General features: G+C 65.0%; 12 protein-coding genes and 1 pseudogene. 2 read left to right on the plus strand and 11 right to left on the minus strand.

Translation table 11 applies throughout. From position 1 onward, the window contains the following. The 10 genes and pseudogenes from IVA80_RS27380 to sdhC all read right to left on the minus strand — a co-directional run. Nucleotides 1–225 (minus strand): annotated as a pseudogene (locus IVA80_RS27380) (hypothetical protein); the annotation flags it as partial. Between the two features lie 156 nt (nt 226–381). Then, nucleotides 382–633, minus strand: coding sequence for a hypothetical protein (locus tag IVA80_RS27385; protein ID WP_247437483.1), 252 nt, complete (start codon nt 631–633; stop codon nt 382–384). 75 nt (nt 634–708) lie between these two features. Continuing rightward, nucleotides 709–1,095, minus strand: coding sequence for a VOC family protein (locus IVA80_RS27390; RefSeq protein WP_247437484.1), 387 nt, complete (start codon nt 1,093–1,095; stop codon nt 709–711). Nucleotides 1,096–1,116: 21 nt separating this feature from the next. Continuing rightward, entirely contained in the window at nt 1,117–1,941 is an 825-nt protein-coding gene (locus IVA80_RS27395; RefSeq protein ID WP_247437487.1) for an FkbM family methyltransferase, read from the minus strand. 164 nt (nt 1,942–2,105) lie between these two features. Then, on the minus strand, nt 2,106–4,064 hold the full coding sequence (locus IVA80_RS27400) for an ABC transporter ATP-binding protein/permease (protein ID WP_247437489.1): 1,959 nt from the start codon (nt 4,062–4,064) through the stop codon (nt 2,106–2,108). A 52-nt stretch (nt 4,065–4,116) separates the two neighbouring features. After that, nucleotides 4,117–6,273, minus strand: a complete 2,157-nt coding sequence (locus IVA80_RS27405) for a hybrid sensor histidine kinase/response regulator (RefSeq protein ID WP_247437491.1) — start codon at nt 6,271–6,273, stop codon at nt 4,117–4,119. Between the two features lie 188 nt (nt 6,274–6,461). Beyond that, the gene (locus tag IVA80_RS27410; protein WP_247437493.1) at nt 6,462–7,244 is read right to left on the minus strand and encodes a succinate dehydrogenase iron-sulfur subunit; all 783 of its coding nucleotides are present in this window, start codon (nt 7,242–7,244) and stop codon (nt 6,462–6,464) included. Between the two features lie 100 nt (nt 7,245–7,344). After that, nucleotides 7,345–9,180, minus strand: coding sequence for a succinate dehydrogenase flavoprotein subunit (gene sdhA / locus IVA80_RS27415; RefSeq protein ID WP_247437495.1), 1,836 nt, complete (start codon nt 9,178–9,180; stop codon nt 7,345–7,347). A 3-nt stretch (nt 9,181–9,183) separates the two neighbouring features. Continuing rightward, nucleotides 9,184–9,588, minus strand: coding sequence for a succinate dehydrogenase, hydrophobic membrane anchor protein (sdhD, locus tag IVA80_RS27420; RefSeq protein ID WP_247437497.1), 405 nt, complete (start codon nt 9,586–9,588; stop codon nt 9,184–9,186). Then, nucleotides 9,585–9,983, minus strand: a complete 399-nt coding sequence (gene sdhC, locus IVA80_RS27425; RefSeq protein WP_247437499.1) for a succinate dehydrogenase, cytochrome b556 subunit — start codon at nt 9,981–9,983, stop codon at nt 9,585–9,587. Before sdhC ends, sdhD begins: the two co-directional genes overlap by 4 nt. Before the next feature lie 499 nt (nt 9,984–10,482). On the opposite strand from sdhC, the gene IVA80_RS27430 reads away from it, so the two are divergent. Then, nucleotides 10,483–11,343, plus strand: a complete 861-nt coding sequence (locus tag IVA80_RS27430) for a sulfite exporter TauE/SafE family protein (RefSeq protein ID WP_247437501.1) — start codon at nt 10,483–10,485, stop codon at nt 11,341–11,343. A 148-nt stretch (nt 11,344–11,491) separates the two neighbouring features. Here the strand turns inward: IVA80_RS27430 and IVA80_RS27435 are convergent, their stop codons facing one another. Continuing rightward, nucleotides 11,492–13,021 carry a malonyl-CoA synthase gene (locus IVA80_RS27435; RefSeq protein ID WP_247437502.1) on the minus strand — a complete coding sequence of 510 codons (1,530 nt, stop codon included), beginning with the start codon at nt 13,019–13,021 and terminating at the stop codon, nt 11,492–11,494. A 100-nt stretch (nt 13,022–13,121) separates the two neighbouring features. On the opposite strand from IVA80_RS27435, the gene IVA80_RS27440 reads away from it, so the two are divergent. Then, on the plus strand, nt 13,122–13,883 hold the full coding sequence (locus IVA80_RS27440) for an SDR family oxidoreductase (protein ID WP_247437503.1): 762 nt from the start codon (nt 13,122–13,124) through the stop codon (nt 13,881–13,883). The last annotated feature ends 176 nt before the right edge of the window (nt 13,884–14,059 follow it).

Genomic DNA, 14,059 nt, shown 5'->3' on the forward strand with positions numbered 1-14,059 from the left:
CCGCATCGCATGCGCAAGGAGCGCCGCCGCTCGTGGGCGCGCAGGCGGCGCGGCCGCTGGCGGTCCCTTCGGGGGCTGCTTCGGTTTTCCGTCAGGGCCGGTCTCTTGCGGCTGCGCCTGCGCGACCACGAGCGGCGGCGCTCCTTGCGCATGCGATGCGGAGCTTGCGAATTGCATCGCGGTGAGAGCCGTCGTCGCAAGCAGCACGAAACGAAGGTTGGTCATGATGGTGAACTTCCCCGGAAGGTTCTTTGACGAAGTGGTGGGATGAACGGCTACGCGTTGGGCCGGAATGTGGCGGGCGAAGAGGTCGCGGCCCGATTTATTTCTGAACGCAAATCACGTCACGACATCGATGTTCATTGCGCATTCAGGCGCGGGTTACAATCGCCTCGCCTCATCCCGCGACGAGTTCGCGTCCGTCGCAGGATTGGGCGTGAGCGGTCCGTTCGGTCCGCGCGGTGGAATCTCTTCGGGCACGCGGCCCGGCAATTCGTCGGGCCGCGGTGGCGAGCCGGGCTCCCGCACCGGCGGCGTGATTTCAGGCTGCGGATTGCCCGGCGGAATTCCCGGCGGCGGCTCGGTCGGAGTCCCCGGCGTCGACGGTGGAATCTCGGGCGGTTCAATCGGCATCGGAATCATCGAGATCAGTTGTCCAGAGGACGACAACGATGGTGCCGCGCCGATGTTCCCCGTCGCGCCGCCCTTTTACTCGGGCGCGTGGCAGACGGCCTCGATGTTGTGGCCGTCGGGGTCGCGCACGAAAGCGCCATAGTAGTTCGGATGATAGTGCGGACGGATGCCGGGTGGCCCGTTGTCGCGGCCACCGGCCGCCATGGCTGCCTTGTAGAAGGCATCGACCGTGGCGCGGTCTTTCGCGCGGATCGCGACATGCACCGGCTTGTTCATCGCGCCTTCGCCGCCGATCCAGAAGTCCGGCTTGCCGTCGGCGCCGAAGCCGGCGGCGGGATCGTGGCCGGTCTGCTCTGCCGTCACTTCCATGATCAGGCCGTAGCCGAGCGGTGCCAGCGCCTTGGCGTAGAACGCCTTCGCACGCTCATAGTCGGAGACGGAGAAACCCAAATGGTCGATCATCGCAACCTCCATTATTAGCTGTCAGCGCGACAGGAACGTATTGCTCCGTGACTTGCGCACGATCGCAAAGCCGCGCGCGACCATGTCGGCAATACAATCCTGATGCCATTCGTTTTGTGACAGATGTTCGATCACGACCGCACGCGGCCACAGCGATTGCGGCGCGTCCCGGAAGAAGCCGATCAGCACGCGGTCCTCGAAACCTTCGACGTCGATCTTGAGTGCATCGACCTGCGCCACGCCGGCCTCGTCGAGAATGCGCGTCAGCCGCAGCGACGGCACCTTGATGGCATCAGCGCTGGGCGCGCCCGTCGCAACGTGCGTGGCGCCAAGATTGCCACCGCCGCTCTCGATCATCAGCTCGCCATCGCTGTCGCCCGCGGCGGCCTGCACCAGGTGCACCTGCGTCGCTTTCGATGCGGCCCGGTTGAACGAGAGTCGCGCGAAGGTCATTGGATGCGGCTCGATCGCGACCACCTTGCCGGCGGAGCCGACCTGCCGCGCCATCACCAGCGCAAAGGTGCCGACATTGGCGCCGATGTCGACGAACACGCCGTCCGCCGGCGTGTGCTGGCGCAGGAAGTCGAGCTCGTCGAGATTGTAGTCGGGATTGAACAGCGCGCCACGTTCGGTCGCGCTGCCCTGGTGATAGAGACGGAACGATGCGCCCTGATACTGCACGTCGACCGGACCGCCGCGCAGCAGATTGATCAGCCGCGACAGCCAAGGACGGAACGCGCCGCGCTTCAGCCCCGACCGCGTCGCGAGGCGAATGATCGCAGCCTGCGCAGCGTTTGGCGCAAACCTGCCGAATGGCGCGGACGAAGGATCGGAGTAGGGCGTCAAGCCAGGGGTCCTCGTTGCAAGCGGCGCATGCATAGCCGGTTTTGACGGGGACTCCAATCTTCACGAAAGGCCTGTAGCCCGGATGGAGCGCAGCGCAATCCGGGGTTCTCGCATCTGGTCGGCTTTTGCCCCGGATTGCGCTGCGCTCCATCCGGGCTACGAGTTCACGCCGCCTTTTTCGGTGGGGCCCTGCGCTGGCGCAGGAAGCGGCCGAGCAGCTTGCGTCTGCCCTTGCGTGGGATCAGGTCGATGTCGCTGACGAGTTTTGCGCCGCTCTTGCAGCGCTCCAGCACGATCTTGCGGCTGTGGAAGGCTTCCAGCTCGACGCGATGCGCGACGCTGACGATGGTCGCCTTCGGCAGCTGGTCGGTGAGCATCTTCATCATCTTGTCCTGGCTCTTCTCGTCGAGTGCCGAGGTCGCTTCATCGAGCACGACGATGTCGGGGCTGTGCAGCAACAGCCGCGCGAAGGCGAGGCGCTGCTTCTCGCCGCCGGACAGCGTCTGGTCCCATGGCCCCTCTTGCTCGATCTTCGCCTTGAGATGGTTGAGGCCGACCTTGTGCAAGGCCTCGCCGATCTCCCCGACGCTCCAGTCGCCCTCGGCGCCGGGATAGGCGACCGCGCGTCGCAAGCTGCCGGAAGGCACGTAGGGCCGCTGCGGCAGCATGAACAACCGCCGGTCGGGATGAAAATTGACGCTGCCGCCGCCCCATGGCCAAAGCCCCGCGATGGCCCGCACCAGCGTGCTTTTGCCGCAGCCGGACTCGCCGGCGACGAGCAGCCGCTCGCCGGGCTCGATCACCACCTCGGTCTCGCCGACAACAGCGGTGCCGTCGTCGAGCGTGACCGAAAGGTCGTTCAATTCCAGCACGGCGTCGTTGCTGGTCTCGCCGCGCTTGATGCGGCCGAGACCATCGCCCTGCTCGGCGCGCTCGAGGCCGTCGAGCGACACCATCAGCGAGGCGATGCGGCGCGCGCAGGCGTTCCAGTCGGCGAGACGCGGATAATTGTCGACCAGCCAGCCGAATGCGCTCTGCACGATGGTGAAGGCGGAGGCCGCCTGCATCACCTGCCCGAGCGTCATGCTGCCGTCGAGGAATTTGGGTGCGCAGAGCAGCAGCGGCACGACCGGCGCAACGAGGCCGGAGCCTTGCGAGACCAGCGTGGTGCGCATGTGCTGGCCGGCCAGCCGCGCCCATTGCCGCAACACGTTGGTAAAATTGCGGTCGATGCCGCCGCGCTCTTCTTCCTCGCCGCCGAGCAGCGCGATGCTTTCGCCGTTTTCGCGCACGCGTGTCAGCGTGTAGCGAAAATCCGCCTCCGCCTGGTTCTTGTCCTCGGAGATCTGTACGAAGCGCCGGCCGATCACCAGGATCGAACCGGAGGCGATCGCGGCGTAGAGAATCGCGGCGATCACGAGGAAGCCCGGGATGGTCATCGTCAATCCCGCAAGCGTGACCGTGAGCGCGCCGCCAATGGCCCAGAGCACGATGATGAAAGTGACGGCCGACAACAGCGCCGAGGTCACACCGGCGAGAAAATCGACCGGGGAGTCGGTCGCAACGCGCAGATCCTCGGCGATGCGGTATTCCGGATTCTTATGGTCGCCGCCGACCAGGTTGAGCTGATAGTAGCGCCCGTTGGCAAGCCAGCGCGTCAGCACGCTTGCCGTGAGCCAGGCCCGCCAGCGCCGCTGAACGCCCATGCGCGCAAATACCTGGACGACGCCGAGCAAGATGCTGCCGATCGCGAGCGGGAAGAACATGGCCGTGAGATGGAAAACGGCGGTTGCGTCGCGCTTCTCGATGGCGTCGAAGATCGCACGATTCCAGACGTTGATGCCGTACTGGAAGCCGACCGTCAGGATGATCAGCACGCCGAGCCCGATCGAGAATGGCCAGGCGAGGCGGTCGCCGTTGCGGCCCCAGAAGCCGCGTGCGCTGATCCAGAAGCGCGTCAGCAGATAGTCCTTGCGGGCCTGTTCGGCCTCTTCCGGTGATAGCTCGAGGTCAGGTTCGGCCTGCTCGGGCGGCGGCGGTGCGACCTCATCGCCGTTCTCGCCGGTGATCTCGACAATGGGCGAATCTTTGCCCTGTTCGCGCTTTGCGGCCGGCTTGTGCATGAGCGGATAACGCGAAAGAAATCAATCAGTTCCCGCCGGTTCCGCACCGCCCTCACTCGGCGGCGCCATCGCGGACCGGCCGGAGCTTCGCGGCCCGGTGGAGCACGCGCGACAATTGCTCGATCGAATAGGGCTTTTGCACGAGGTCGAACCCGGCGGCGCCATCTTGTGACAGCGCCTCACTGTAGCCGGTGGTCAGCACGATCGGCACGCCGACGCCGCGGTCGCGGATTGCCTTCGCCAGATCGAGCCCGGTCATTCCGGGCATCACGACGTCGGAGAACACGACGTCGAAGCGATCTGCGTCCACGGTGAGCTCGGCGAGCGCATCGGCGGCATTGTCCACCAGGGTGATGCTGTAACCGAGCTCGGTGAGGCCGTCGGCGGCGAAATTGGCGAGCTCGATATTGTCCTCGACCAACAGCACCGACATGCCGCTGCCGTCCACCGCCGGCGCGGTGGTGGGCGCCTGCCGCTGCGGCAGCAGGTCCGTGGGCACGCGCGGCAGATAGAGCGAGAAGGTACTGCCCTGGCCGACCTCGCTCTCGACGGTCACCTCGCCGCCGGATTGCCGGGCGAAGCCGAACACCTGCGACAGGCCGAGGCCGGTGCCCTGGCCGACCTGCTTGGTGGTGAAGAACGGCTCGAAGATGCGCCCCAATCGTGCAGCGGGAATGCCGATGCCGGTGTCGCTGACGGCGACGCTGACGAAGCCATGGTTGCCTGCAAGTTCATGGCTGCCCGACGGGTGCGCGAGCGCGTCAGGGACGGTCGTCGCCGTCTGCACGGCGAAGGTGATCCTGCCTTTGCCGTGCATGGCGTCGCGCGCGTTGGTCGCCATGTTGATCAGCGCCGTCTCGAACTGGCCGGCATCGGCCTTGACCAGGCAGGGCTCCGCCGGCAGCCGGATTGCGATCTCGATCGCCGGCCCGAGCAGCGTGGCGAGCATGTCGTGCAGCGACTGCATCCGCTCCCCGGCGTCGAACACTTCCGGTTTCAGCGTCTGGCGCCGCGCAAACGCCAGAAGCTGCGAGGTCAGCTTGGCGGCGCGCGCGACGGCGTCCGCAATGGCGGTGATGTAGCGCTGCCGCCGTTCCTCCGTCAGTTGCGGCCGGTTCAACAGGTCGACCGAGGCGCGGATCACGGTGAGGACATTGTTGAAGTCGTGCGCGACACCGCCGGTGAGCTGCCCGAGCGCTTCCAGCCGCTGGCTGTGCTTGAGCGCCTCTTCGGCCTCGCGCCGCGCTGTCGCCTCGGCGTGCAGATGCTGGGTGCGCCGGAACGCGAACGCGAGCAGCAGAAACAGGAGCGCCGTGGCCGGAATGCCGAACACCAGATGCTGGCCCATGGTGGCGAACCAGCGCGCGCGGATCGCCGAGGTCTCGAGCCCGGCGCTGACATAGATCGGATATTCGGCGACGCGCCTGTAGCCGACGCGCCGCTCGATTGCGTCCGAGGGCCAGGCGATGGTGATGAGGCCGTGCTCGGGGTGAGCGGCGATCTGCTGCCCGACCGGCCCGTTCGAATCGAGCCGGAAGTCGCGGTCGAGCCGGGGAAAATGGGTGAGCAGCACGCCGTCGGCGCGTCCCATGGCGAAGAAGCTGCCGGGATCGGAGCCGATCCTGGCATAAAAGCTCTCGAAATATTCCGGCAGGACGGAGGCCTGGATGACGCCGATGAAGCTGCCATCGTCGGTTTCGCGGCGCCTGCTCATGCCGAAGAAGCGTGCGCCCTGATAGGGTGGACGCGGCGTCAGGGCCGCGCCGAGGAACGTGCCAATGTTCTGGTCGACATGAACGTAGAAGTAATCGCGGTCCGCAAAACTCAGATCCTGCGGTGGCGAGACGAGGCTGTTGACCAGTGACTTTCCGTTCGCATCGAAGATCCAGGCCGATTTGAGCTGCGGCAGCGAATCGGTGAGCCGTTTCAGGCGGCGGTGCAGCGCCGGCTCGCGCGAGCGGATGATGTCGTCGGGAAGGCCGCGCACCACCTCGTTGATCTCGGCGAGGCTGCGGTCGATGGTCTCGAACACTTTGAGCGCGTGCTCATGGGCGACATCGAGGGTGCGCTCGATCTCGCGGTCGGCGATGTCCTTCGTCGATGTGTAGGACATCGTGGAGGTGAAGACGAACAAGGCAATCGGCAGCGCCAGGGATGCAGCCATCATCCACTGCAACAGTCTTAGCGAATTGCGTTGCGCGCCCTGCACGGCTCCGGTCCCTGACCGGAGAGCTTACCTGAATACTGCGCCGGGAAGGAAGCGGCTTATGGCGGGAACCGGAGGTTGCAATCTAACGATTCGCGCGCGCGGCGGGCCGCCGGAAAAATCATCCTGAACCGGTGCCAGCCGTAGAATGTCCCGGCCGTGGCGGCCGGGAATCGAGACGTGAATGGCGCCTAGATCTGGCGCTCGACCATCTTGAGCTTGAGCTCGGCGATGGCTTCCGCCGGGTTCAGGCCCTTCGGGCAGGCCTTGGCGCAGTTCATGATGGTATGGCAGCGGTAAAGGCGGAACGGGTCCTCGAGATCGTCGAGTCGCTCGCCGGTCGCCTCATCGCGGGAGTCGGAGATCCAGCGGTTGGCCTGGAGCAGGGCGGCGGGGCCGAGATAACGTTCGCTGTTCCACCAATAGCTCGGGCAGGAGGTCGAGCAGCAGGCGCAGAGGATGCACTCATAGAGCCCGTCGAGCTTCTCGCGGTCCTCGTGGCTCTGGCGCCATTCCTTCTGCGGCGTCGGTGAGGTCGTCTTCAGCCACGGCTCGATGGAGGCGTACTGGGCATAGAAATTGGTGAGGTCGGGGACAAGATCCTTCACCACCGGCTGGTGCGGCAGCGGGTTGATCTTCACCGCGCCGTCCTTCACGTCGTGCATCGAGCGGGTGCAGGCCAGCGTATTCTGGCCGTCGATGTTCATGGCGCAGGAGCCGCAGACGCCTTCGCGGCAGGAGCGGCGGAAGGTCAGCGAGGGATCGATGTGGTTCTTGATCCAGATCAGGCCGTCGAGCACCATCGGGCCGCAATCATTGGTGTCGACGTAATAGGTGTCGACGCTCGGATTCTTGCCGTCGTCCGGATTCCAGCGATAGACGCGGAATTCGCGAACCTCTGCCGCGCCCGCGGGCTTCGGCCAGGTCTTGCCGCCTGAAATCTTGGAGTTCTTCGGAAGTGCGAATTCAACCATTAGTCCGGCCTCTGGTTTCTCCCGTCATGCGCGGGCTTGACCGCGCACCCATCTTCGAAGGATGGATTGCCGGGTCAAGCCCGGCAATGACAAGTGGTGGTCAGTACACGCGCGCCTTCGGCGGGATGTACTGCACGTCATTGGTCATGGTGTAGTTGTGAACCGGGCGGTACTCGATCTTGATCTTGCCGGTATCGTCCAGCCAGGCCAGCGTGTGCTTCATCCAGTTCTTGTCGTCGCGCTCGGAGAAGTCCTCGCGGGCATGCGCGCCGCGGCTCTCGGTGCGATTGGCGGCGGAGTTCATCGTCACCACCGCCTGCGCGATCAGATTGTCGAACTCGAGCGTCTCGACGAGGTCCGAATTCCACACCAGCGAGCGGTCGGAGACGGCGATATCGGTGATGCCGCTATGGACCTTCTCGATCAGATTCTGGCCTTCGCTCAGGATATCGCCGGTGCGGAACACCGCGCAATTGTTCTGCATCACGTGCTGCATGCCTTCGCGCAGCTTCGCGGTCGGCGTGCCGCCGGAGGCGTAGCGGTAATGGTCGAGGCGGCCGAGCGCGAGGTCGGACGAGTTGGCCGGCAGCTCCGGCTGCTTGCCGTTGGGCGTGAGCTTCTCGGCGAGGCGGAGCGCGGCGGCGCGGCCGAACACCACGAGGTCGATCAGCGAGTTGGAGCCGAGGCGGTTGGCGCCGTGCACGGAGACGCAGGCCGCCTCGCCGATCGCCATCAGGCCGGGGATGGTGGCGTTGTCGTCGCCGTCCTTCTTGGTCAGCACCTCGCCGTGATAATTCGTGGGAATGCCGCCCATGTTGTAGTGCACGGTCGGCACAATCGGGATCGGCTCGCGCGTCACGTCGACATTGGCGAAGATCTTTGCGGATTCGGAGATGCCCGGCAGGCGCTCGGCCAGCACCGCGGGATCGAGATGGTCGAGATGCAGGAAGATGTGGTCCTTCTTCTTGCCGACGCCGCGGCCTTCGCGGATCTCGATGGTCATCGCGCGCGAGACGACGTCGCGCGAGGCGAGGTCCTTCGCCGACGGCGCATAGCGCTCCATGAAGCGCTCGCCCTCGGAGTTGACGAGATAGCCGCCCTCGCCGCGGGCACCTTCGGTGACGAGACAGCCGGAGCCGTAGATGCCGGTCGGGTGGAACTGCACGAACTCCATGTCCTGCATCGGCAGGCCGGCGCGCAGCACCATGCCGCCGCCGTCGCCGGTGCAGGTGTGGGCCGAGGTGCAGGACGCATAAGCGCGGCCGTAGCCGCCGGTCGCCAGGATCACGGTCTGGGCGCGGAAGCGGTGCAGCGTGCCGTCGTCGAGCTTGAGCGCGATGACGCCGCGGCAGGTGCCCTGATCGTCCATGATCAGGTCGATGGCGAAGAACTCGATGAAGAACTCGGCCGCATGGCGCAGCGACTGGCCGTACATCGTGTGCAGCATGGCGTGGCCGGTGCGGTCGGCGGCGGCGCAGGTGCGCTGCGCCTGGCCCTTGCCGTAGTCCAGGGTCATGCCGCCGAACGGGCGCTGGTAGATCTTGCCGTCCTCGGTGCGCGAGAACGGCACGCCCCAATGCTCGAGCTCGTAGACCGCCTCGGGCGCGTTGCGCACCATGTATTCGATCGCGTCCTGGTCGCCCAGCCAGTCCGACCCCTTCACGGTGTCGTACATGTGCCAGCGCCAGTCGTCCTTGTGCATGTTACCGAGCGAGGCGGAGATGCCGCCCTGCGCTGCGACCGTATGCGAGCGGGTCGGAAACACCTTGGTGATGCAGGCGGTGCGCAGGCCCGCTTCGCTGCAGCCGACCACGGCGCGCAGGCCGGCGCCGCCGGCGCCGACCACAACGACGTCATAGGTGTGGTCTTCGATCGGATAGGCTTTGCCGTTGGTCGCGGGAGCGCCGTTGCCCTTGCCATTCGTCACGGTGGCCATGGCTTACACTCCGGATGACAGTTGGAGAATCGCGTAGATCGAGGCGAGCGCCACCGCGATCGAGAAGAAATTGTTGAGCATGATCGCCGCGAGCTTCAGCTTCTCGTTGTGGACGTAGTCCTCGATCACGACCTGCATGCCGATCTTCATGTGCCAGGCGCTGGCGACGATGAACAGAACCATGATGATGGCGATCGGCAACGAGCCGAGTATCTGCTTGGCGCCGGCCTGGTTGCTGCCGTGCAGCGTCATGATGATCACCAGCGCCGGGATCATCAGCACCACCATGGCGACGCCAGTGATGCGCTGACGCCAGAAATCGGACGTGCCCGAATGCGCCGCGCCGAGATTGCGAACACGGCCGAGCGGGGTGCGCATGCTGCGCTTCGGCGTCTCGGCTGTGCTCATCGTCCACCTCCGATCGCGTAGGCGACGATCCAGATCAGCACCGTCAGGACGATGCCGCCGATCAGCGCGCCCCAGGTCAGGGCCTCGCGCTCATTGGCCTTGAAGCCGTAGCCGAGGTCCCACACGAAGTGCCGGATACCGCTCAGCATATGGTGCATCAGCGCCCAGGTGTAGCCGAACACGATCAGCCGGCCGATAATGCTGCCGGTGAAGGCCTGGACGTGGCCATAGGCGGCAGGGCCGGAGGCCGCGGCGATCAGCCACCAGGCCAGCAGCAGGGTTCCGACATACAGGGCGATCCCGGTGGCGCGATGGACGATGGAGAGCGCCATCGTCAGCGTCCAGCGGTAGACTTGCATGTGTGGGGAAAGCGGTCGTTCGATCCGTGCGGTCATGGGCTTTGATGTCTTGTGGCGGCCCAGCAGGGCGCGCGCGGGGATCGCGAAAGGTCGGCTCTATTTACGGAGTCGATTTCGCCTGCGCAATCACCAAATTGCCATCAAACGAACCCGGGTTCAGCGCTAGGGCGTTGATGAAACTGGGCCAATCAGGGTTGGTATACCAGAGCCTTGGCTAACCACCAAAGACTGAATCTAACTTCACTATTTTAGTCTGCTCGGCCATGGACGTTGAAATCGCTGTTGGAACGTCTCTAACCGGACCCTCCCGTCCAGATCGCTCAAGGCGCTCGCCAACCCTCCCCCCGACTCCGTCTGCCACCCGCCGCCTCACCATTTTTGTGCCCAGTCCCGGATATGCGCATCCTGCATTCCACCCCAGCCCGCAGGCGCGGTATGTCGACCGGGCCAGCCTGATCGCCTACAGCTGGGCGCGCAGTTCCTCCGAGCGGATGCTTCGGAGCAGTTGCGACCAATCGCCGGGGGCAGGTCAGGGGTGATTGCAGGTCTGAATCTTCAGGACATCATCGAACTCGCGCTGCTGCTGATCGCAACTGGCGCGCTCTCTGGATTCCTGGCCGGCGTGTTCGGCATCGGCGGCGGCGCCATTCTGGTGCCGGTGTTCTACGAATGCTTCCGCATCGCCGGCGTGCCGCTGGAGGTGCGCATGCCGCTCTGCGTCGGCACCTCGCTCGCGGTGATCATCCCGACCTCGATCCGTTCGTTCCAGGCGCATTACAAGCGCGGCGCCGTCGACATCGCGATCCTTCGGGTCTGGTGGCTGCCGATCGTGATCGGCGTCATCGCCGGCAGCGTGGTCGCGCGCCACGCGCCGGAGCGGCTGTTCAAGATCGTGTTCGTCTGCGTCGCCTGGTCTGCTGCGGTACGGCTGATCTTCGCGCGTGAGAGCTGGAAGCTCGGAGATGACCTGCCGAAGGGTCCATTGATGCGCGTCTACGGCTTCTGCGTCGGTATCCTCTCGACGTTGATGGGCATCGGCGGCGGCCTATTCTCGAATCTGCTGATGACGTTCTATGGCCGTCCGATCCACCAAGCGGTCGCGACCTCATCGGCACTCGCGGTCTTGATCTCGATCCCCGGTGCGCTCGGTTACATCTATGCCGGCTGGCCGGCCGCGGCGAGCCATCCGAGCGTGGTAGCACTGCAAATCCCATTCGCACTCGGCTACGTCTCCCTGATCGGCGCCGTCCTGGTGATGCCGATGAGCCTCGTCACCGCACCGCTCGGCGTCAGGGCCGCGCACGCGATGTCGAAACGGACGCTGGAGGTCGCGTTCGGCTGCTATCTCTTCATCGTGGGCAGCCGGTTTGTGCTGAGCTTGGCAGGCGGGCATTAAACCCCCCACACTCCGTCATTGCGAGCGCAGCGAAGCAATCCAGAATCCATCCGCCACGGCAGTCGGGATTGCTTCGTCGCATCAGCGCAAAATTGCTTTGCAATTTTGTCGCGAGCTCCTCGCAATGACGAGGCGAGAGAGCAACGCCCTACTTCTTCGCAAAAATATCCTTGTAGGTATCCCGCAGCACGTTCTTCTGCACCTTGCCCATCGTGTTGCGCGGCAGCTCGTCGACCACGAACACGCGCTTGGGCATCTTGAACTTCGCCAAACGCCCGTCGAGCGCCTTCAGCACCGAGGCTTCGCTGATCTCAGTACCCTTGTTGCAGACCAGCACCGCGGTGACGCCCTCGCCGAAATCGGCATGCGGCACGCCGATCACGGCGGATTCGATCACGCCTGGCATGGCGTCGATCTCGCTCTCGATCTCCTTGGGGTAGACGTTGAAGCCCCCGGAGATCACGAGATCCTTGCCTCGTCCCAAAATGTGGACATAGCCCTTGGCGTCGATCTTGCCGAGGTCGCCGGTGATGAAGAAGCCGTCGTCGCGGAATTCGGCTTTGGTCTTCTCCGGCATGCGCCAGTAGCCCTTGAAGACGTTGGGGCCCTTGACCTCGATCATGCCGATCTCGTCGCGCGGCAATTCCTTGGCGGTGTCGGGATCGGTCACGCGCACGGAGACGCCGGGCAGCGGAAAGCCGACCGCGCCGGGCACACGCTCGCCCTCATAGGGGTTCGACGTGTTCATGTTGGTCTCGGTCATGCCGTAGCGCTCGAGCACAGCGTGCCCTGTGCGCGCCGACCATTCGCGATGGGTCTCGGCCAGCAGCGGCGCCGAGCCCGAGATGAACAGCCGCATGTGCTTCGTCGTCTCGCGCGACAGCGCGGGATTTTGCAGAAGCCGTGTGTAGAAAGTCGGCACGCCCATCAGCACGGTGGCACGCGCCATCAGTTTGATGATCAGATCCGGGTCCAGCTTCGGCAGGAAGATCATCGCGGCGCGGGCAAACAGCGTGACGTTGGTCGCCACGAACAGGCCGTGCGTATGGTAGATCGGCAGCGCGTGGATCAGCACGTCCTTGTCGGTGAAGCGCCAGTAGCCGACGAGGCTCAGCGAGTTCGACGCCAGATTGTCGTGGGTGAGCATCGCGCCTTTGGAGCGGCCGGTGGTGCCGGACGTATAGAGGATCGCGGCAAGGTCGTCGCTCGCGCGCGGAACGGTCGCGAATTCGCCGCTGGCCTTGTCGGCGGCTTCGGTCAACGAGCCCTTGCCGTCAGGCCCGAGCGTCTCGACCTTGGCCTTCACCTTGGCGGCGATCGGGGCGAGGCCTTCCGCCTTGGCGGGATCGCACACCACCAGCGACGGCTCGGCGTCGCCGATGAAGTAGTCGAGCTCGTTGAGCGTATAGGCGGTGTTGAGGGGCAGATAGACCGCGCCGGCCCGCACCGTGGCGAGATACAGCACGATATTGGCCACGGATTTCTCGACCTGCACCGCGACGCGGTCGCCGGACTTCACGCCGCGCGCGACCAGAACGTTTGCGATCTGGCCCGCGCGCGCGATCAGATCGCCATAGCTGATGCGGGCGCCGTCATGCGTCTCGATCGCGAGGCGTTTGGGATCGTCCAGGCCGTCGAACAGGCGAGAAAACAGGTTGGCGTTGGCTGCTTGGTTCATGCAAGATTTCCTCGACGGCAAGCCTTGTAAGACAAGGCCGGTCAAAACCGAGGGCTGGATTAGCAAAAACAGCCCCAATGAAGCAACGGAGACAGTTTGCATGTCCAAAAACGGGAAACGCGTGGCTTGGATCACCGGGGGCGGCAGCGGGATCGGGGAGGCCGGCGCCGAGGCGCTCGCGGCCGACGGCTGGACGGTCGTGGTGTCCGGCCGGCGTAAGGACGCCCTCGATGCCGTGGTCGCCAAGATCGCGAGGGCCGGCGGGGCGGCCGAGGCCATCGCGCTGGACGTGTCTGATGCCGCCGAGGCCCAGAAGGCGGCCGACCAGATCGTCGCCAAGCACGGCCGCATCGACCTCCTGGTCAACAATGCCGGCATCAACGTCCCCAAGCGGAGCTGGATGGAATTGGAGCTGGAGGGCTGGGACAAGCTCGTGCAGGTCAATCTCAACGGCGTGCTCTATTGCATGCGCGCGGTGCTGCCGACGATGCGCAAGCAGCAGGACGGCTCGATCATCAACGTCTCGTCCTGGGCCGGCCGCCACGTCTCGAAGATGCCGGGTCCGGCCTACACCACGACCAAACATGCGGTGCTGGCCCTGACCCATTCCTTCAACATGGACGAATGCGTCAATGGGCTTCGCGCCTGCTGCCTGATGCCGGGCGAGGTGGCGACCCCGATCCTCAAACTCCGCCCGGTGGTGCCGAGCGAGGCGGAGCAGGCCAGGATGCTGCAATCCGAAGATATCGGCCGCACCATCGCGTTCATCGCGAGCATGCCGCCGCGCGTCTGCATCAACGAGCTCCTGATCAGCCCGACGCATAATCGCGGGTTTATTCAGACGCCGCACAACAGGGATTAGCAGTAGCAAGTAGCCCGGATGGAGCGAAGCGTAATCCGGGACAGTCTATCCGTATGCAGCAACCCCGGATTACGCTTCGCTCCATCCGGGCTTCTGTAACGGGCCTTGGTTAGTCAATCCCTTTTTGCGTCATCCGCTTGCCGGGAACCTGCTTCTGTACGGGATCAACGCGATGG

The organism is Bradyrhizobium sp. 139 (assembly GCF_023074175.1).
GTDB lineage: Bacteria > Pseudomonadota > Alphaproteobacteria > Rhizobiales > Xanthobacteraceae > Bradyrhizobium.

What these genes read in the sequence shown, in the direction of transcription:
- IVA80_RS27385 (WP_247437483.1), bottom strand. Translation starts at nt 633, where the DNA reads ATGCCGATTGAACCGCCCGAGATTCCACCGTCGACGCCGGGGACTCCG.
- IVA80_RS27390 (WP_247437484.1), bottom strand. Translation starts at nt 1,095, where the DNA reads ATGATCGACCATTTGGGTTTCTCCGTCTCCGACTATGAGCGTGCGAAG.
- IVA80_RS27400 (WP_247437489.1), bottom strand. Translation starts at nt 4,064, where the DNA reads ATGCACAAGCCGGCCGCAAAGCGCGAACAGGGCAAAGATTCGCCCATT.
- IVA80_RS27410 (WP_247437493.1), bottom strand. Translation starts at nt 7,244, where the DNA reads ATGGTTGAATTCGCACTTCCGAAGAACTCCAAGATTTCAGGCGGCAAG.
- sdhA (WP_247437495.1), bottom strand. Translation starts at nt 9,180, where the DNA reads ATGGCCACCGTGACGAATGGCAAGGGCAACGGCGCTCCCGCGACCAAC.
- sdhD (WP_247437497.1), bottom strand. Translation starts at nt 9,588, where the DNA reads ATGAGCACAGCCGAGACGCCGAAGCGCAGCATGCGCACCCCGCTCGGC.
- sdhC (WP_247437499.1), bottom strand. Translation starts at nt 9,983, where the DNA reads ATGACCGCACGGATCGAACGACCGCTTTCCCCACACATGCAAGTCTAC.
- IVA80_RS27435 (WP_247437502.1), bottom strand. Translation starts at nt 13,021, where the DNA reads ATGAACCAAGCAGCCAACGCCAACCTGTTTTCTCGCCTGTTCGACGGC.
- IVA80_RS27440 (WP_247437503.1), top strand. Translation starts at nt 13,122, where the DNA reads ATGTCCAAAAACGGGAAACGCGTGGCTTGGATCACCGGGGGCGGCAGC.